General features: G+C 73.8%; 15 protein-coding genes. 1 reads left to right on the plus strand and 14 read right to left on the minus strand.

Features of this window, described 5'->3' with window-relative positions:
* Positions 1–61: 61 nt before the first annotated feature.
* From argG to argC, 7 genes are read right to left on the minus strand one after another with little or no spacing between them, the layout of a single operon-like run.
* A complete protein-coding gene (gene argG / locus LN652_RS03350; protein WP_230443283.1) occupies positions 62–1,507 on the minus strand; it encodes an argininosuccinate synthase in 1,446 nt (481 codons plus the stop codon).
* The gene (locus tag LN652_RS03355) at positions 1,504–2,055 is read right to left on the minus strand and encodes an arginine repressor (protein WP_230443284.1); all 552 of its coding nucleotides are present in this window, start codon (positions 2,053–2,055) and stop codon (positions 1,504–1,506) included. The genes argG and LN652_RS03355 overlap by 4 nt, the downstream gene beginning before the upstream one ends.
* A complete protein-coding gene (gene argF, locus LN652_RS03360; protein WP_230443285.1) occupies positions 2,052–2,975 on the minus strand; it encodes an ornithine carbamoyltransferase in 924 nt (307 codons plus the stop codon). Before argF ends, LN652_RS03355 begins: the two co-directional genes overlap by 4 nt.
* A complete protein-coding gene (locus LN652_RS03365) occupies positions 2,972–4,177 on the minus strand; it encodes an acetylornithine transaminase (RefSeq protein WP_230443286.1) in 1,206 nt (401 codons plus the stop codon). The genes argF and LN652_RS03365 overlap by 4 nt, the downstream gene beginning before the upstream one ends.
* On the minus strand, positions 4,174–5,157 hold the full coding sequence (gene argB / locus LN652_RS03370) for an acetylglutamate kinase (RefSeq protein WP_230443287.1): 984 nt from the start codon (positions 5,155–5,157) through the stop codon (positions 4,174–4,176). Before argB ends, LN652_RS03365 begins: the two co-directional genes overlap by 4 nt.
* Positions 5,154–6,305: a bifunctional glutamate N-acetyltransferase/amino-acid acetyltransferase ArgJ gene (gene argJ / locus LN652_RS03375; RefSeq protein WP_230443288.1), complete on the minus strand. Its 1,152-nt coding sequence runs from the start codon at positions 6,303–6,305 to the stop codon at positions 5,154–5,156. Before argJ ends, argB begins: the two co-directional genes overlap by 4 nt.
* The gene (gene argC, locus LN652_RS03380; RefSeq protein WP_329958456.1) at positions 6,305–7,333 is read right to left on the minus strand and encodes an N-acetyl-gamma-glutamyl-phosphate reductase; all 1,029 of its coding nucleotides are present in this window, start codon (positions 7,331–7,333) and stop codon (positions 6,305–6,307) included. The genes argJ and argC overlap by 1 nt, the downstream gene beginning before the upstream one ends.
* Positions 7,334–7,422: 89 nt before the next feature.
* On the opposite strand from argC, the gene LN652_RS03385 reads away from it, so the two are divergent.
* Entirely contained in the window at positions 7,423–8,226 is an 804-nt protein-coding gene (locus LN652_RS03385) for a maleylpyruvate isomerase family mycothiol-dependent enzyme (RefSeq protein ID WP_230443290.1), read from the plus strand.
* A gap of 56 nt (positions 8,227–8,282) precedes the next feature.
* On the opposite strand, the gene pheT is transcribed toward LN652_RS03385, so the two are convergent.
* From pheT to LN652_RS03420, 7 genes are all read right to left on the minus strand, one after another.
* Positions 8,283–10,766, minus strand: a complete 2,484-nt coding sequence (gene pheT, locus LN652_RS03390) for a phenylalanine--tRNA ligase subunit beta (RefSeq protein ID WP_230443291.1) — start codon at positions 10,764–10,766, stop codon at positions 8,283–8,285.
* A gap of 16 nt (positions 10,767–10,782) precedes the next feature.
* Positions 10,783–11,880 carry a phenylalanine--tRNA ligase subunit alpha gene (gene pheS, locus LN652_RS03395; protein WP_230443292.1) on the minus strand — a complete coding sequence of 366 codons (1,098 nt, stop codon included), beginning with the start codon at positions 11,878–11,880 and terminating at the stop codon, positions 10,783–10,785.
* A gap of 153 nt (positions 11,881–12,033) precedes the next feature.
* On the minus strand, positions 12,034–14,655 hold the full coding sequence (locus LN652_RS03400) for a DUF4153 domain-containing protein (protein WP_230443293.1): 2,622 nt from the start codon (positions 14,653–14,655) through the stop codon (positions 12,034–12,036).
* Positions 14,652–15,350: a response regulator transcription factor gene (locus LN652_RS03405; RefSeq protein ID WP_230443294.1), complete on the minus strand. Its 699-nt coding sequence runs from the start codon at positions 15,348–15,350 to the stop codon at positions 14,652–14,654. Before LN652_RS03405 ends, LN652_RS03400 begins: the two co-directional genes overlap by 4 nt.
* A gap of 81 nt (positions 15,351–15,431) precedes the next feature.
* Positions 15,432–16,508 (minus strand): sensor histidine kinase, encoded by a 1,077-nt coding sequence (locus LN652_RS03410; RefSeq protein ID WP_230443295.1) that lies wholly within the window; start codon positions 16,506–16,508, stop codon positions 15,432–15,434.
* 10 nt (positions 16,509–16,518) lie between these two features.
* A complete protein-coding gene (locus LN652_RS03415) occupies positions 16,519–16,782 on the minus strand; it encodes a DUF4031 domain-containing protein (protein ID WP_230443296.1) in 264 nt (87 codons plus the stop codon).
* Positions 16,779–17,570, minus strand: a complete 792-nt coding sequence (locus tag LN652_RS03420; protein ID WP_230443297.1) for a TrmH family RNA methyltransferase — start codon at positions 17,568–17,570, stop codon at positions 16,779–16,781. Before LN652_RS03420 ends, LN652_RS03415 begins: the two co-directional genes overlap by 4 nt.
* Positions 17,571–17,573: the final 3 nt, after the last annotated feature.

Consider the following 17,573-nt stretch of genomic DNA (forward strand, 5'->3'; position numbering starts at 1 on the left):
GGGGAGCGACGTGGAGCGGCGCCCGAGGTCCTCGACCTCGGGCGCCGCTGCGTCCGGGGGCTCAGTCGGTGCCGAACTCCATCGCGGCGTTGTCGAGGGCGGACTCGTCGAGGGCGTCGCCGTCCGCGTCGTCGCCCGACCTGCTGCCGGTGATCCGGTCGAAGCCGCCCGCCTCGATGGCGCCGTAGAGCGTGCCGTTCTCGACGAGGACCTGCCCCTGGTCGAGCGGCTGGGAGGCGTAGAGCTCCAGCTTGGCCCGGGAGTCGGCGATGTCGAGGTTGCGCATGGTCAGCTGGCCGATGCGGTCGGTCGGGCCGAAGGCCGCGTTCTCGGTGCGCTCCATCGACAGCTTGTCGGGGTGGTAGGAGAACGCCGGGCCGTCGGTGCGCAGGATCGTGTAGTCCTCGCCGCGGCGCAGCCGCACGGTCACCTCGCCGGTGACGAGGGAGGCGATCCACCGCTGGATCGACTCGCGGATCATCAGTGCCTGCGGGTCGAGCCAGCGACCCTCGTAGAGCAGCCGGCCGAGCTTGCGGCCCTCGTTGTGGTACTGCGCGACGGTGTCCTCGTTGTGGATCGCGTTGACCAGCCGCTCGTAGGCGATGAACAGCAGCGCCATCGCCGGGGCCTCGTAGATGCCGCGCGACTTGGCCTCGATGATCCGGTTCTCGATCTGGTCGGACATGCCGAGCCCGTGGCGCCCACCGATGGTGTTGGCCTCGTGGACCAGCGCGACCGGGTCGTCGTAGCGGGTGCCGTTGATCGCCACCGGGCGGCCCTGGTCGAAGCGGATCGTGACGTCCTCGGTCTCGATCGCGACCGACGGGTCCCAGAACTTCACGCCCATGATCGGCTCGACGGTCTCGAGCGAGACGTCGAGGTGCTCGAGGGTCTTGGCCTCGTGGGTGGCGCCCCAGATGTTGGCGTCGGTGGAGTACGCCTTCTCCTGGCTGTCGCGGTAGGGCAGCCCGTGCTCGGTGAGCCACGCACTCATCTCGTGCCGGCCGCCGAGCTCGGTGACGAAGTCGGCGTCGAGCCAGGGCTTGTAGATGCGCAGGTCCGGGTTGGCGAGCAGGCCGTAGCGGTAGAACCGCTCGATGTCGTTGCCCTTGAAGGTGGACCCGTCGCCCCAGATGTTGACGTCGTCCTCGTGCATCGCGCGGACCAGCATGGTGCCGGTCACCGCGCGGCCGAGCGGGGTGGTGTTGAAGTACGCCCGGCCGCCGGAGCGGATGTGGAACGCACCGCAGGCCAGGGCCGCGAGGCCCTCCTCGACGAGCTGGGTCTTGCAGTCGACCGCCCGGGCCAGCTCGGCGCCGTACTGCAGGGCGCGCGACGGGACGCCGGAGATGTCGGGCTCGTCGTACTGGCCGATGTCGGCGGTGTAGGTGCAGGGGACGGCGCCCTTGTCGCGCATCCACGCGACCGCGACGGAGGTGTCGAGACCGCCGGAGAACGCGATGCCGACGCGCTCGCCGGTGGGGAGGGAGGTGAGGACCTTGCTCACGGGGTGTCCTTTGCAGTGCTGGTGGTGGGGTGGGTGGTCGCGGCGTGGTCGTTCGCGAGGTCGAGGAAGCGCTGCACGAGCGCGTCGCCGCCGAGCGGGTCACGGCCGATGACCAGGAGGGTGTCGTCGCCGGCGATGGTGCCGAGGACGTCGCCGAGGTCGGCCTTGTCGAAGGCGCTCGCCAGGAACTGCGCGGCACCGGGCGGGGTGCGGAGGACGACCAGGTTGGCGCTGGCCTCCGCACTCACCAGGAGCTCGGCGCAGAGCCGGGCGAGCCGCTCGCGGCCGGCAGCGCTCTCGCGCGGCGCCTGGGCGGACCGGTCGCCGCCCTCGCCGGGCACGGCGTAGACGAGCGCGCCGTCGGTCCCGCGGACCTTGACCGCGTCGAGCTCGACGAGGTCGCGGCTCAAGGTGGCCTGGGTGACGCGGACGCCATGGTCGGCCAGCAGTTCGGCGAGCTCGGTCTGCGACCGCACCGGGTGGGTCGTGACGATGTCGACGATGCGCTGGTGGCGAGCCCCCTTGGTGAGGGGCGTCAGGGCGCTCATCCGCGCTCCAGCAGCCACGTCAGCACCGCCTTCTGCGCGTGCCGGCGGTTCTCCGCCTCGTCCCACACGACCGACTGCGGGCCCTCGATAACCTCCTCGGAGATCTCCTTGCCGCGGTAGGCGGGCAGGCAGTGCAGCACGATCGCGTCGGGGGCGGCGTGGGCGAGGAGCTCGTCGGTGACGCCGAAGGGCGGGAAGATCCGCAGCCGCTCGGCGGCCTCCTCCTCGCGGCCCATGCTCACCCACGAGTCGGTGATCACGACGTCGGCACCGGCGGCTGCCTCGGCGGGGTCGGTGGTCAGGTCGATCGAGCCCCCGGTGTCCTGGGCGATCTCGCGCGCCCGCGCCACGACGTCGGGGTCGGGGGCGAAGCCGGCGGGCGCCCCGACGACGACGTGCAGGCCGGCGGCCGCCCCGGCCAGGACCCACGAGTTGCCCATGTTGCAGGCGCCGTCGCCCACGAAGGCGGCCCGGACCCCGGCGAGCCGGCCCTTGTGCTCGCGGACCGTCTGGAGGTCGGCGAGCAGCTGGCACGGGTGGAACTCGTCGGTGAGCGCGTTGAGGACGGGGACGCCTGCGTGGGCGGCCATGGTGTCCACGTCGCTCTGGTGGGCGGTCCGCCACACGATCGCCGCGGCCTGGCGGCCCAGGATCCGCGCGACGTCCTCGACGCCCTCGCGCGACCCCATCGCGGCGAGCCCACCGTCGACGGTCATCGGGTTGCCGCCGAGCTCGGCGATGCCGGCGGCGAAGGACACCTGCGTGCGCAGGGTCGGCCGGTCGAAGACGAGCGCGACGGTGTGCGGCCCGGCGAGCGGCCGGTGGGCGAACGGCTCGGCCTTCATCCGGTCGGCCAGGTCGAGGACCTCGAGCAGCTCGGCGGGCGACAGGTCGTCGTCGCGGAGGAAGTGGCGGGTCATGGCGTGGTCTCCGTCTTCGGGTGTCCGGCGGCGGTGCGGGCGGTGTCGAGGATCGCTGGGAGCGCGGCGCCGAAGGCGTCGACGTCCTCGGCGGTGAGGACCAGCGGCGGGACGAGGCGCAGCCGCGTGGGGCCGGTGGCGTTGAGGATGAAGCCGGCGTCGCGTGCCGCGGCGACGGCGTGGGTGGCGTACGGCCCGTCGAGCTCGGCGCCGCGCATCAGGCCGGCGCCGGTGACGGTGACGACGCCGGACTGGTCGCCGAGCAGCCGGGCGAGCTGCTCGCCGCGCGAGTACGACGCCTCGAGCAGACCCTCGGCCACCACGGTGTCCAGCACGGCCAGCGCGGCGGCGGCGGCGACGGGGTTGCCGCCGAACGTGGTGCCGTGGTTGCCGGGCTGCAGCAGGGTCGCGGCCGCGCCCCGGGCGACGGTGGCGCCGACGGGGAGGCCACCACCGAGGCCCTTGGCGAGGGTGACGACGTCAGGCTCGGCTCCCTCGACCAGCTGATGGGCGAACCACGCACCGGTGCGGGCGATGCCGGTCTGCACCTCGTCGAGCCACAGCAGCGCGCCGCTGGCGTGGGCGATCCGTCCGGCCGCCTCGAGGTAGCCGGAGGAGGGCACGACGACCCCGGCCTCGCCCTGGATCGGCTCGAGGACGACGGCGGCGACAGTCTCGTCGACGGCCGCCTCGAGCGCGGCCACGTCGTCGAAGGGGACGAAGGTGACGTCGCCGGGCAGCGGCTCGAACGGCTCGCGGTAGGCGGCCTTCGCGGTCAGCGAGAGGGCGCCCATGGTGCGGCCGTGGAACGAGCCCTCGGCCGCCACGACCCGGGTCCGACCCGTGCGACGGGTCAGCTTGAGGGCGGCCTCGTTGGCCTCGGCACCGGAGTTGCTGAAGAACACCCGGGCGTCGTCGCCCCACCCGAGCAGCCCGACGAGCCGCTCGGCGAGCGCCACCTGGGGCTCGGTGGCGAAGAAGTTGCTGACGTGGCCGAGGGTCTCGAGCTGGGTGGTCACCGCCGCGACGAGGGCGGGGTGGGCATGACCGAGGGCGTTGACGGCGATGCCGCCGAGCAGGTCGACGTACTCCTTGCCGTCGGTGTCCCAGACGTGGGCGCCCCTCCCCCGGGCCAGCGCCAGCGCGGGCGGGCCGAAGGTGTTCATGACGGCGCCGGCGTAGCGCTCCTGGACGTCGCTCACGACTGCTCCTCCGCGGCGTAGGGCTTGCGCAGCCTGGTGGCGGCGCCGGGCAGCACCTGGGTGCCGACGCCCTCGTCGGTGAAGATCTCCAGCAGCACGGCGTGCGGCTCGCGGCCGTCGACGACGGTGGCGCGCGGCACTCCCCCGACCACCGCCTCGTAGCAGGCGCGCATCTTGGGGATCATCCCCGCGTCGAGGCCGGGCAGCATCTCCCCGAGCGCCTCCGGGCTGATCTCCTGGATCAGGTCGTCGGAGTTGTCGTAGTCGCGGTAGAGGCCCTCGACGTCGGTCAGGACCATCAGCTTCTCGGCGCCCAGCGCCACGGCCAGCGCAGCGGCGGCCGTGTCCGCGTTGACGTTGTGGACCAGGCCGCGTGCGTCGGGTGCGACCGAGCTGACGACCGGCACGCGGCCGGCTTCGATCAGGTCGAGCACCGCCTCGGGGCGGACCTCGGCGACCTCGCCGACGAGGCCGAGGTCGACCTCCTCCCCGTCGACGACGGTGCTGGCCGCCACCGCCCGGAACAGGCCCGCGTCCTCGCCCGACAGGCCGACGGCGAGGGCACCGTGCTGATTGATCAGCCCGACGAGCTCGCGCTGGACCTGGCCGACGAGCACCATCCGGACGACGTCCATCGCCTCGGGCGTCGTGACGCGCAGTCCGCCGCGGAACTCCGACTCGATGCCGAGCCGGTCGAGCATCCGCGAGATCTGCGGGCCGCCGCCATGGACCACGACGGGCTTGAAGCCGGCGAACCGGAGGAACGCGATGTCCTCCGCGAAGGCGACCTTGAGCGCGTCGTCCGTCATCGCGTTGCCGCCGTACTTCACCACGATCGTCTGGCCGTGGTAGCGCTTGAGCCACGGCAGCGCGGCCGCGAGCGTCCGGGCCTTGGCCGGGTCGGGGCGGCGCGGGTGCTGGTCGACGGCGGACGCGGTGCTGCCGGTGGCGTCGTCGGGCTGGTCCTGGGTCTGGTTCATGAGCTGTAGGCGCTGTTCTCGTGGACGTAGGCGTGGGTGAGGTCGTTGGTCCAGACGGTGGCGCGGGCGTCGCCGGACTTGAGGTCGATGGTCACGCTGACCTCGCGACCGGTGAGGTCGACGGAGGCGGGGTCCTCGGCGGGGGTCGACTCCCGGCAGACCCAGACGCCGTTCATGGCGACGTCGAGGTCGGCGGGGTCGAAGCTCGCCTGCGTGGTGCCGATGGAGGCCAGCACGCGGCCCCAGTTGGGGTCGTTGCCGAAGATCGCGGCCTTGAACAGGTTGCTGCGTGCGACGCTGCGGCTGACCTCGACGGCCTCGTCCTCGGTCGCGGCGTGGAGGGTGGTGATCGCGATCTCGTGGTCGGCGCCCTCGGCGTCCTTCAGCAGCTGCATCGCCAGGTCGGTGCAGGCCTGGGTGAGGGCGGCGGTGAAGTCCTCCGGGGTCGGCGTGATCCCGCTGGCGCCGCTGGCCATCACGGTGACGGTGTCGTTGGTCGACATGCAGCCGTCGGAGTCGAGCCGGTCGAAGCTCACCCGGGTGGCGGCCCGGAGCGCGGCGTCGAGCTCGGCGGCGGGGACCACCGCGTCGGTGGTCAGCACGACGAGCATCGTGGCCAGCTGGGGCGCGAGCATGCCGGCGCCCTTCGCCATCCCGCCGACGGACCAGCCGGCCCCCTCGACGACGGTGTTCTTGCTGACCGAGTCGGTGGTCATGATCGCCTCGGCCGCGGCCGGTCCACCCTCGGCCGACAGCGCCGCGGTCGCGGCCTCGACGCCCGCGAGCAGGTCGTCGCGGTCGTTGGCCAGGCCGATGAGGCCGGTGGAGCAGACGACGACGTCGATCGCGCCGATGCCGAGCCCGCTCGCGACCTTCTCGGCCACCGCGTGGGTGGTCTGGAAGCCCTCGGGCCCGGTGTAGCAGTTGGCGCCGCCGGAGTTGAGCACGACGGCGCGCACCGTGCCGTCCTTGACGACCTCCTGGCTCCAGAGCACCGGGTTGGCCTTGCAGCGGTTGCTGGTGAAGACCGTGGCGGAGTCGAAGGTGGGGCCCTGGTTGACGACCAGGGCGAGGTCCTTGGCGCCGGTGGACTTGAGTCCGGCGGCGACGCCGGCGGCGGTGAAGCCGGCGGGGTGGGTGACAGTCATCAGGGAGCGAGTCCGATCGTGGAGAGCCCGGTGGCCTCGTCGAGGCCCAGGGCGAGGTTCATGCACTGGACGGCGGCGCCGGCGGTGCCCTTGGCGAGGTTGTCGACCACGGCCACCGCCACCAGTCGTCGTACGCGCTCGTCGACCGCGACCTGCACCTGCACGGCGTTGGACCCCAGCACGGACTGGGTCTGGGGCCACTGCCCCTCCGGCAGGACGTGGACGAACGGCTCGTCGGCGTACGCCGCCACGTAGGCATCGCGCGCCTGCTCGGCGGACACGCCGTCGCGCAGCGGGGCCTGGACGGTCGCCAGGATGCCGCGGGACATCGGGACGAGCAGCGGCGTGAAGCCCACCTTCACCTCGGCGCCGGTGACGCCGCTGAGGTTCTGGACGATCTCGGGGGTGTGCCGGTGGGTGCCGCCGACGCCGTAGGCGCTCGCGTTGCCCATCACCTCGCTGCCGAGCAGGTGCGGCTTGGCCGCCTTCCCCGCCCCGCTGGTGCCGGACGCGGCGACCACGGTGACGTCGGGCTCGACGAGGCCGGCGGCGAGCGCGGGGACGATCGCGAGCGTGGAGACCGTCGGGTAGCAGCCCGGCACGGCGATCCGGCGGGCACCCCGCAGCAGGTCGCGCTGGCCGGGAAGCTCGGGCAGGCCGTAGGGCCAGGAGCCGGCGTGCTCACCGCCGTAGAACGCCTCCCACTCCTGCGGGTCGGTGAGCCGGAAGTCGGCCCCGCAGTCGATGACGACCGTGTCGTCACCGAGCGCCTGCGCGATCGCGGCCGACTGGCCGTGCGGCAGGCCGAGGAACACCACGTCGTGCCCCGCGAGGGTCTCCACAGTGGTGTCGGCGAGCACCCGGTCGGCGAGCGGCAGCAGGTGCGGCTGCAGCGCGCCGAGGCGCTCGCCGGCGTTGCTGCCGGCGGTCACGGCGCCGACCTCCACCCCCGGGTGGCCGAGGAGCAGGCGGAGGACCTCGCCCCCGGCGTACCCACTGGCTCCGGCGACGGCGACTGATGCGGACATATGCATGATTATACAGATGCCTGCATGGTTGTGCGAACCGGGTCGGAAACCGCGCGCCGTCGGTCGCCCTCCTCGCCTACGGTGCTCGGATGACCCGTCTCGCACCCGATGCCTACCTGTCCGCCCTCGGCGCCGAGTCCGCGCGGTTCCGCGACGTCCTCGCCTCCTGCGATCCCGAGGCGCGGGTGCCGGCGTGCCCCGACTGGTCCGCCGCCGACCTGCTGTGGCACCTCGCCACCGTCCAGCGGTGGTGGGGCGAGGTGGTCGCCGCGCGGCCGGCCCGGCCCGAGGAGGTCGAGCCGACGCGCCCCGAGTCCCACGAGGACCTGCTCGCCGCGTTCGACGCGTGGTCGGCCGACCTGCTTGCCGCCCTGGAGGGCGCGGACCCGGCGGAGGAGGCCTGGAACTGGTCCGACGACCACACCGTGGGCTTCATCCTGAGGCGCCAGGCCCACGAGGCGCTCGTGCACCGGGTCGACGCCGAGCAGGCGGCCGGCGTCGGCAGCGAGGTCGACGCACCGCTGGCCGCCGACGGGGTGCACGAGTGCCTCGACGTCATGTACGGCGGGATGCCGGCCTGGGGCACGTGGGAGCCGGGCGAGGAGCTGGTGCGGGTGGACGTCACCGACACCGGCGACGCGTTCTGGGTGCGCTTCGGCGCGTTCTCGGGCACCGACCCCGACAGCGGACGCTCCTACGCCGACGAGGAGGACGTCCACGTCGTCGAGGCCCCGGACGACCCGGACGTGGACCCCGACGTCGTCGTCGACGGCACCGCCGCCGCGCTCGACCTGTGGCTGTGGGACCGCAGCGACGACACCGGGATCGCCGTGGCCGGTGACCCGCAGGTCCTGGCTCGCTTCCGGGCGATCGTGGGCTCGCCGATCAACTGAGCCCGACGGTGGAGCGCAGGGCCGCTAGGTCGGGCCGGGCGCTCCACCGTCGACGGTCACCGCTGGACGGCCCCGGTGCGCTCGGCGGCCAGGGCCACCGCGGCGTCGCGAGCCGCCGCCGCCTCGCCCTCCTTGAGGGTCCGGTCGGGTGCGCGGAAGCGCAGGGCGTAGGCGAGCGACTTCTTGCCGTCGCCGACCTGCGTGCCGGTGAAGACGTCGAAGAGCCGGATCGACTCGAGCAGGTCGCCGGCGCCCTCGCGCAGCGCCGCCTCGACGTCGGCGGCGGGCACCGACGCGTCGACGACGAGCGCGACGTCCTCCTTCGCGACGGGGTACGACGAGAACGCCGGCGCGGGCCGCAGGTGGACCGCACGGGAGATCAGCGCGTCGAGGTCGACCTCGGCCGCCACGGTGCGCTTCGGCAGGCCGAACGCCGCGCAGACCTTCGGGTGCACCTCGCCGGCGTGGCCGACGACCTCGCCGTCGACCGACAGCTCGGCGCAACGTCCCGGGTGCCAGGGGGCCAGCGACGCGGCGGCCGTGGTCACCTCCAGGCCCAGCGCGTCGGCGACCGAGCGGACGGCGTCGACCGCGTCGGCCCACGTGACCGGTCGGGCCTCGCCCCACCAGCCGTCGGCCGTCGCGTCGCCCGACGCGACGACCGCGAGGTGGAGCGGCTGCGCGGGCAGCGCGGCGTCGAGGGCGGCGAACTCCTCCTCGGTGGGCCGACGGTCGACGGGCAGGATCGCCGCCGGGCCGGCGTGCCGCGGGAGCGTCACCGTGCCGGTCTCGAAGATCGCCAGGTCGGCGTTGCCGTGGCCGACGTTCTTGCCGGCCGTGCGCAGCACGCCCGGGAGCAGCGTGGTGGTCATGAACGGCGACTCGGCGCTGAGCGGGTTGGTCAGGCGGAGCAGGTCGCGCCGGCTGTCGTCGGCCGGGAGGCCGAGCGCGTCGAGGTCGGCGTCGCCGACGAACGGGAAGCTCACCACCTCGACGAAGCCGTCGCCGGCGAGCGTACGACCCACCCGTCGGCGCAGCTGCTGGGCGCGGGTGAGACCGCGACCCGAGGGCGGCGTCGGCAGCACCGACGGCACGCGGTCGTAGCCGACGAGCCGGACGACCTCCTCGGAGAAGTCCTGCGCGTCGGTGAGGTCGGGGCGCCACGGCGGCGGGGTCACCGACAGGGTGCCCGAGCCGGTGACCTCGCAGCCGATGGCGCGCAGGCACTCCACCGCGCGCTCCTCGGGGATCTCCATCCCCGACACGCGCTCGGCGAGGTCGCCGCGGACCTCGATGGTCGGCATCGCCGGCGGGGTGCCGACGACGGTGACGCCGGGGTCGGCCTGTCCCCCGCCGTGCTCGACGAGGAGCTCGACGACCCTGTCGGCGGCCGCCTCGCAGATGGTGGGGTCGACACCGCGCTCGTTGCGCTTGCCGGCCTCGGAGGTGATCTTGTGGCGACGACCCGTGCGGAACATCGAGACGGCGTCCCAGTGGGCGGCCTCGACCAGCACCCTCGTGGTGGTCTCCGACATCTCGGTGGTCTCGCCGCCCATCACGCCGCCGAGGCCGATGATCCCGGAGTCGTCGGTGACGACGAGGTCTCCGGGGTCGAGGGTGCGCTTGGTGCCGTCGAGCGTGGTCAGGGTCTCGCCCTGCCGCGCGCGGCGCACGACCAGCGCGCCCTGCACCTTGTCGGCGTCGTAGCCGTGGATCGGGCGCCCGGTCTCGAGCATCACGTAGTTGGTGACGTCGACCGCGAGCGAGATGGGTCGCATGCCGGCGGCGGTGATCCGCCGGACCATGAAGTCCGGCGTCGGTGCCGTGGGGTCGAACCCGGTGACCGTGCGGGCGACGAAGACCGGGCAGCCCTCGGCGTCCTCGACGACGACCGGGTGGCCGTCGCCGTTCGCCGCTGGGGTGTCGCGGTCGGCGGGGTCGCGGAAGCCGCTCGCCCCCTCGACCGAGACCAGCACCTCGCGGGCGATCCCGCGGATCGAGAGGGCGTACGCGCGGTCGGGGTTGATCTCGAACTCGATGGTCTCCTCGTCGAGCCCGAGCAGCGGCCGGACGTCCTGGCCCGGCGCGCCGGCACCCTCGGGCAGCACGATGATGCCGTCGTGGTCCTCGCCGAGCCCGAGCTCGCGGGCCGAGCAGATCATGCCGGCAGAGACGTGGCCGTAGGTCTTGCGGGCGCTGATCTCGAATCCGCCGGGCAGCACGCCACCGGGGAGCACGGTGACGACGAGGTCGCCCGGCGCGAAGTTGTGCGCGCCGCAGACGATGCCCTGCGGCTCGCCGGTGCCGTTGGCGTCACCGACGTCGACGGTGCACCAGTTGATGGTCTTGCCGTTCTTCTGCGGCTCCGGCTCCATGGTGAGCACGCGACCGACCACGAGCGGGCCGGTGATGTCGCGGCCGGGGCTCTCGATCGCCTCGAGCTTGAGGCCGGTGAGGGTCAGGCGGTGGGTGATGTCGTCGGTCGTCGTCCCGGCGGGGACGTCGACGTGGTCAAGGATCCAGGACAGTGGGGCCTTCATGGCTCTGCGTCCCCTCTCAGATCTCGGTGCCGAAGGCGCTGCTGAACCGGACGTCGCCCTCGAAGAGCGGGCGGAGGTCCTCCAGGTTGTGGCGGAACATGAACGAGCGGTCGATGCCCATGCCGAACGCGAAGCCGCTGTAGACCTCCGGGTCGACGCCGCACGCGACCAGCACGCGCGGGTTGACCACGCCGCAGCCGCCCCACTCGATCCAGCCCTCGCCGCGGCAGGTGCGGCAGGCGTCGCTGTCGATCCCGCGGCACACGAAGCACTTCACGTCGACCTCGGCCGACGGCTCGGTGAAGGGGAAGTACGACGGCCGGAACCGGGTGGTGATGCCGTCGCCGAAGAGCTGGGAGGCGAAGTGGTCGAGGGTGCCCTTGAGGTGGGCCATCGTGATGCCCTCGTCGACGACGAGGCCCTCGACCTGGTGGAACATCGGCGAGTGGGTCGCGTCGTACTCGTCGGTGCGGAAGACGCGCCCCGGGCAGACGACGTAGATCGGCGGCTTCCGGGTCAGCATCGTGCGCGCCTGGACCGGTGACGTCTGGGTGCGCAGCACGACGTGGTCGTCGGCGGGCTCGGTCCAGAACGTGTCCTGCATGGTGCGGGCCGGGTGGTCCGGGCCGAGGTTGAGCGCGTCGAAGTTGAGCCACTCGGCCTCGACGACCGGGCCCTCGGCGACCTCGTAGCCCATGGCGACGAAGAGGTCGGCGATGAGCTCGGACTGCAGGGTGAGCGGGTGCCGGCCGCCGCGACGGCGCCGCGTCGTCGGGAGGGTCACGTCGACGGTCTCCTCGACCAGCATCCGCTCCTCGTGCTCGGCCTCGAGCACGGTCTGGCGGGCGGCGAGCGCCTGGTTGATCGCGCCGCGGGCCTGGCCGACCCGCTGGCCGGCCTCCTTGCGCGCCTGCGGCGGCAGGGCGCCGATCTCGCGGTTGGCGAGGGCGATCGGCGAACGGTCGCCCGCGTGGTCGAGACGGACCTGCTTGAGCGCGTCGAGGTCGGCGGCGGTGGCGATCGCGGCCAGGGCCGCCTCACGCATCTCGTCGACCTGGTCGGCCTTGAGCGGGGTCACTTCGACAGGGTCGTAGTCGGTGTTGGGGCCGGACATGGCTCCCTTTCGCGCGGCGTCAGCAGTTCGCCGCAGAGTCTAGGTGTGGACGGAGGTCGGGTCGGAGGCGTCCCCGGACCAGGTCGACGTCAGCAGCCCGCCGGAGGAGGTCCGGGGCGCAGAAATCGCAGGCTCGTGTCCACGTCGCCCATGCTACTGCGCGAAGGCGGTCCACACGCGAGTGCATGCGTCGGCCGCCTGCTGCTGCCCGCTGACGGGGAGCAGCCCGAGCTCGGTGAGCGGACCCTCGGCGCGGGCACGCCCGAGGTTCCACGCGCGCGGGTCGTCCAGCGCCTCCGGCCTCATCGAGTTGAGCGGCTGGAGGTCGAGCACGCACCGCGCCACGTCGGCCGGCAGCCGCTCGGCGATGACGGGCGTCGCGTCCGCGGACAGGAACTGCAGGTATGAGAGATCGAGCTTGCCGGTCGCGTCGTAGCGGTCGAGGTTCTGCCCGGCCACCCACGCGTCGGGGTTGACCGCGGCGAGGCCGACCAGGGCGAGGGCGCCCGACACGAGGGCGATCCTCGGCAGCCAGCGACCCCACCCCGCGACGCCCGCGACCATGATCGCCAGCACCACGAAGCCGAGCCAGCCCTCGAAGACGTCGACGAACAGCCGCAGCGTGGTGAAGCCGTACGCGTCCTGGTAGACGGCCATCCCGCGCAGGGCGGACGCCACCACGAGCAGGGTGAGGCCGCACAGCAGGCCGAGGGAGCCGAACAGCCAGCGCCGGTCGTCCCGCGAGGTCCCGGCCCGGCGAGCGGCCACCCACACCACCAGCACGGTCAGCGCGGTCGCCAGGGTCAGCTGGCCGAACCCCTGGTGGACGAAGTCGGCGTAGGTTAGGCCGGTCGTCTCGCGGATGTAGTCCTCGCCGCCGACGAGAGCGCGCGCCTCGGCCGCGATGAACGCGACGAAGACGAGGTCGACCGCCAGCACCGGCACCAGCCACTCGAACCGGTTCGTCAGTGCCTGGGGCCGGCGTCCGCCGAGCACCTCGACGTGCGAGGGGTTGAGCGCGAGGTAGGCCGCTCCGAGGGTGACGGCGAAGACGAAGCAGGCGAGGAAGGCGCGTCCGACGAGGTCGTTGAAGGTGAGGGTCGGGACGAGCCGGTCGACCCACGAGCCGAAGACCGGGTTGGCGCTCGCGAAGATGGTCGCGAACACCACGAGCCCGAGCGCGGACCACGCCGCGGTGCGCACCACCGCAGGGGTGCGGGCACCGGTGCCGGCCAGGCGGAGCGAGCGCCCGAACCACGGCAGGCCGCGCAGCGACGCCAGCGGCCACGAGAGGCCGCTGAGCAGGATCCCGGGCAACGTACGGGCGCCGGTCACGCCGCACAGGAAGACCGCGGCGGACGCGACCAGGCACAGCATCTGCACCCACCACGCGTCGAGCAGGGTCAGCGGCAGCACCAGCAGGAACGCCACGGCGGAGCACGCGAGGGTCCACGGCTCGCGACGGCGACGGGCGGTGGCCAGCGCAGCGGTGCCGGACACCACCGCGACGAGGGTCCAGGTGATGCCGGGGGCGGTGAAGGACAGCGCGATCCCGGCGACGACGCCCGCGACGGCCGCGGCGAGCACGGTGCGCAGGCCCGGCGGCAGCGGGGGCTCGGGCCAGAAGCGCCCGAACAGGCCGTCGAGGCCGGCCGGGGGACGCTCCGGGGTCGCGGGTGACGGGGGCTGCGGGACGGGTGCGGTCGTGGTCATGGTGGCCTCCGGAACGGTCGGGCGGGCGGCAGGGTCGGGGACGGGGACGGGGGCGTGGACGGGGGCGTGAGCACGCGGCACGTCGAGGCGCAGCCGGGCGCCGGTGCCGCCGACCGGGTCGAGGAAGCGGAGCGTGCCGCCGTGCAGCCGGGCGGCCCACCGCGCGACGGCGAGGCCGAGGCCGGTGCCGCCGGCGCCGTCGGTGCCGAAGCGCTCGAAGACCCGCTCGCGGTCCCGTGGCGCGACTCCCCCGCCGAGGTCGACCACCTCGAGCCACCAGCCGTCGGCGCCGGCGCCGCCCGTGACCGTGACCGGGGTGCCGGGCGGCGCGTGGCGCCCGGCGTTCTCCAGCACGTTGACGAGGAGCTGCCGCAGCCGGGCCGGGTCGCCCGGCGCGGCCAGGCCGGGCGGGACGTCGACGACGAACGCCCCCGGCCGGCCGGCCGACTCGACCTCGCGCACGCAGGCCTCCACGAGCGGCCGCAGGTCGAGGTCGTCGACCTGCAGGTCGACCACGCCCGCCTCGAGGCGGGAGAGCTGGAGCAGGTCGTCGACGAGGCGTCCGAGGCGCTGGGCCTCGTCCAGGGCGGCGCCGAGGTGCTCCCGGTCGGCCGGCACCACCTCGTCGGCGAGGTTCTCCAGCAGCGCGGTCATCGCGGTCAACGGGGTGCGCAGCTCATGGGACACCGTGGCGATCAGGTCGCGTCGCTCGCGGTCGACCCGCGCGAGGTCCTCGGCCATCGTGTTGAACGCGGCGGCGAGCTGGCCGACCTCGTCGGTGGCGGTGGTCGTGACCCGCCCCGTGTAGTCGCCGCGCGCCATCGCCCGCGTCACCTCGGTCATCCGCCGCAGCGGGGCGACCATGCCGGCGGCCAGCAGCTGGGTCACGCCGAGCGCGAGCGCGACGCTGACCGGCAGCACCAGCCAGGACGAGACGTCCGCCGCCGAGCCGAGCAGGGTGAGCAGCCCGGCGGTCACGACGGAGACGACGACCAGCAGGCCGAGCTTGACCTTGATGCTCGACACCGCGGCGAGGGGCGCGGGCGAGGGCGGGGCGCTCACCTGAGCTCCTCCAGCGCATACCCGACCCCGTGCACGGTCCGGATGCGGGCGGCGCCGACCTTGCTGCGCAGCGCCCTCACGTGGCTGTCGACCGTGCGGGAGGCGCCCGGGCTGCCCCAGGCGTCGCCCCAGTCCCAGACCTCACGCAGCAGGCGCTCGCGCGACAGCACCTGCCCGGCCTCGCGGGCCAGGCAGAGCAGCAGGTCGAACTCGGTCGGGGTGAGGTGGACCGGCTCGCCGGCGACCGTCGTACGACGCGTGCCGGGGTCGATCGACAGCGCCCCGACCCCGATCGCCGTGGGCCGCTCGTCGGCCAGCGCCGCCGCCCGCTCCACGCGGCGGAGCAGCGCCGCGACCCGGGCGACCACCTCGCGCATCGAGAACGGCTTGGTGAGGTAGTCGTCGGCGCCGACGCCCAGCCCGACGAGGACGTCGGCCTCGTCGTCGCGCGCGGTCAGCATGAGCACCGGCACGGGCCGGTCGGCCTGGATCCGGCGACAGACCTCGAGGCCGTCGAAGCCGGGCAGCATCACGTCGAGCAGCACCACGTCGGGCCGGGCCGTCCGGGCCAGCTCGACCGCGGACGGGCCGTCGAAGGCCTGCAGGACGTCGAAGCCCTCGGCCCGCAGCCGCTGGGTGAGCGCGTCGTTGATGGTGCGCTCGTCCTCGACGACGAGGGCGCTGCGAGTGGTCATGCCCCGACCCTAGGAGCCGGACCGCGCGGGAGTGGCGGACGACTCGTGAAGGTTGTGTGGAGGTCGGCCGCCGGCGGCCGGTCACTCCGGGCGGAGGTCCTCCCGGGGCCAGTCGACCATCACGCGGGCGCCACCGCCGGGCGCGTCGTCGATGATCACCCGACCGCCGTGGGCCCGCGAGAGCCCGCCGATGATGTACATCCCGAGGCCGCTCCCGCCCGACTCCCCCGTCGTCCAGAACTTCGTGAACACGCGGCGCCGCAGCTCGACGGGGATGCCGTCGCCCTCGTCGTCGACGGTGATCCGCACGCCGTCCACGGCCGGCGACGACGCCAGCCCGACGCTCACCTGGCCCTGGCCGTGCCGGATCGCGTTCTCGACGAGGTTGGTGACCACCTGGGTGAACTTGTCGGGGTCGGCGAAGACCTCGGGCAGGTCCTCCTGGACCTGCAGGATGATCGAGCGGGCGGTGCCGGCCTCGATCGAGTCGACCACGCGGCGGGTGAGCGTCTCCGCCGAGCACTCGCGCGGGTAGAGCTGGAGCCGTCCGGTGTCGATGCGGGCGACGTCGAGCAGCTCGGCGATCAGCCGGGCCAGCCGGTCGGCGTCGGCGTTGACGGTGGTGAGCATGAGCTTGCGCTGGTCGTCGTTGAGCTTGTCCCAGCGGTTGAGCAGCGCCTGCACGAAGCCCTTGACGCCGGTCAGCGGTGAGCGCAGCTCGTGGGCGACCGTCGCGACCAGGTCGGAGCGCTCGCGGTCGAGCAGGGCCCGTCCCCGGCCGCTGCGCAGCCCCACGGCGATGCCGACGACCCGACCCAGGGGCGCGTCGCGGATCAACGTCGCGGTGGTGAGCACCTCCTCGCCGGAGGCGTTGAGCCACGACTGCTCGGGCACGGCGCGGACGATGGAGATGCTCTCGAAGGGCCGGTTCGCGGCGAGCCAGGTGCGACCGTCCTGGTCCAGCAGGCGCAGCACGTCGCCGAGGTCCATCCCGAGCGCCTCCTGCTGGCCGACGCCGAGGAGCGCCGCAGCCTGGGCGTTGAGCAGCGTCACGACCCCCTCGCGGGTGGCCCCCAGGATCCCGTCGGGATAGAAGTCGGCAAGCGAGTGCAGCCTGCTGGGGCCGCTGTCCACCCTGCGCCCGCTGCTCTCCGCCACGTCGGTCACCCTAGCCGCGCAGCGGCTTGGGTCGTCGCAACCCGGCGGCGCGCAGCGCGGCCACCAGGTCGCGCGAGGAGACGGGCACGGCTCCCGCCGCCACCATCGCGTCGTAGTGCTCCGCCGGCACGTCGTAGTGGTCGCCGTCCCAGCCGCGCTCGGGGATGCCGTGGGCCGCGGCGAACGCGTGCGCCTCGTCGTAGGAGGTGTCGCTGGCGAGGTGCGACCACAGCCGGTCCCAGCGGGGCACGGCGGGCGGGTCGATGAGGATCACCGCCGGCGGCCCGTCCGCTGGGCGCGGGCGCTGGCGTAGAGGCACACCGCAGCGGCGGTCGAGAGGTTGAGGCTCTCGGCCCCCCCGAGGATCGGGATCGAGACCCGGTGGTCGGCGAGCGCCGCGAGCTCGTCGGGCAGGCCCCACGCCTCGTTGCCGAAGAGCCAGGCGGTGGGCCCGGTCAGGTCGGCGTCGAACAGGTCGACCTCGCCCGCCCCGTCGGCGGCGAGCACCGTGAGCCCGCGCTGCTGGGCAGAGCGGACGGCGACGGCCGGGTCGGGCTCGACCGCGAGCGGGAGGTGGAACAGGCTGCCGACCGTCGCACGCACCGTCTTGGCGTTGTAGGCGTCGACCGACCGGCCGGCCAGCACGACGCCGTCGGCGCCTGCGGCGTCGGCGGTGCGGATCACGGTGCCGGCGTTGCCCGGGTCGCGGACGTCGGCGCAGATCGCGAGCAGCCGCGGGGCCGCGGCGACGACGTGGGCCAGGGGCGCGTCGACCGGGCGGCACACCGCCACGACGCCGGCCGGGGAGACCGAGTCCGACAGCGAGGCGAGGGCGCGGTCGTCGACGAGCGTGACGTCGACGGCGGCCAGCAGCGCGGCGTGCTGCTCGAGGGCGGCGGGGGTGGCGAAGACCTCGACCACGCACCCGGCGACCGCCAGCGCCCCCTCGACGGCCTTCGGGCCGTCAGCGAGGAAGAGCCGCCGCTCGGTGCGGACCGAGCGGCGGCTCAACTTGCGAGCCTCCTTGACGCGGCTGTTGCCGACGGTCAGGGGGGTGCTCATGTG

This window comes from Nocardioides okcheonensis, from assembly GCF_020991065.1.
GTDB lineage: Bacteria > Actinomycetota > Actinomycetes > Propionibacteriales > Nocardioidaceae > Nocardioides > Nocardioides okcheonensis.

What these genes read in the sequence shown, in the direction of transcription:
- LN652_RS03405 (WP_230443294.1), bottom strand. Translation starts at nt 15,350, where the DNA reads ATGACCACTCGCAGCGCCCTCGTCGTCGAGGACGAGCGCACCATCAAC.
- pheT (WP_230443291.1), bottom strand. Translation starts at nt 10,766, where the DNA reads ATGAAGGCCCCACTGTCCTGGATCCTTGACCACGTCGACGTCCCCGCC.
- argB (WP_230443287.1), bottom strand. Translation starts at nt 5,157, where the DNA reads ATGAACCAGACCCAGGACCAGCCCGACGACGCCACCGGCAGCACCGCG.
- pheS (WP_230443292.1), bottom strand. Translation starts at nt 11,880, where the DNA reads ATGTCCGGCCCCAACACCGACTACGACCCTGTCGAAGTGACCCCGCTC.
- argF (WP_230443285.1), bottom strand. Translation starts at nt 2,975, where the DNA reads ATGACCCGCCACTTCCTCCGCGACGACGACCTGTCGCCCGCCGAGCTG.
- argJ (WP_230443288.1), bottom strand. Translation starts at nt 6,305, where the DNA reads ATGACTGTCACCCACCCCGCCGGCTTCACCGCCGCCGGCGTCGCCGCC.
- LN652_RS03420 (WP_230443297.1), bottom strand. Translation starts at nt 17,570, where the DNA reads ATGAGCACCCCCCTGACCGTCGGCAACAGCCGCGTCAAGGAGGCTCGC.
- argC (WP_329958456.1), bottom strand. Translation starts at nt 7,333, where the DNA reads ATGTCCGCATCAGTCGCCGTCGCCGGAGCCAGTGGGTACGCCGGGGGC.
- LN652_RS03355 (WP_230443284.1), bottom strand. Translation starts at nt 2,055, where the DNA reads ATGAGCGCCCTGACGCCCCTCACCAAGGGGGCTCGCCACCAGCGCATC.
- LN652_RS03385 (WP_230443290.1), top strand. Translation starts at nt 7,423, where the DNA reads ATGACCCGTCTCGCACCCGATGCCTACCTGTCCGCCCTCGGCGCCGAG.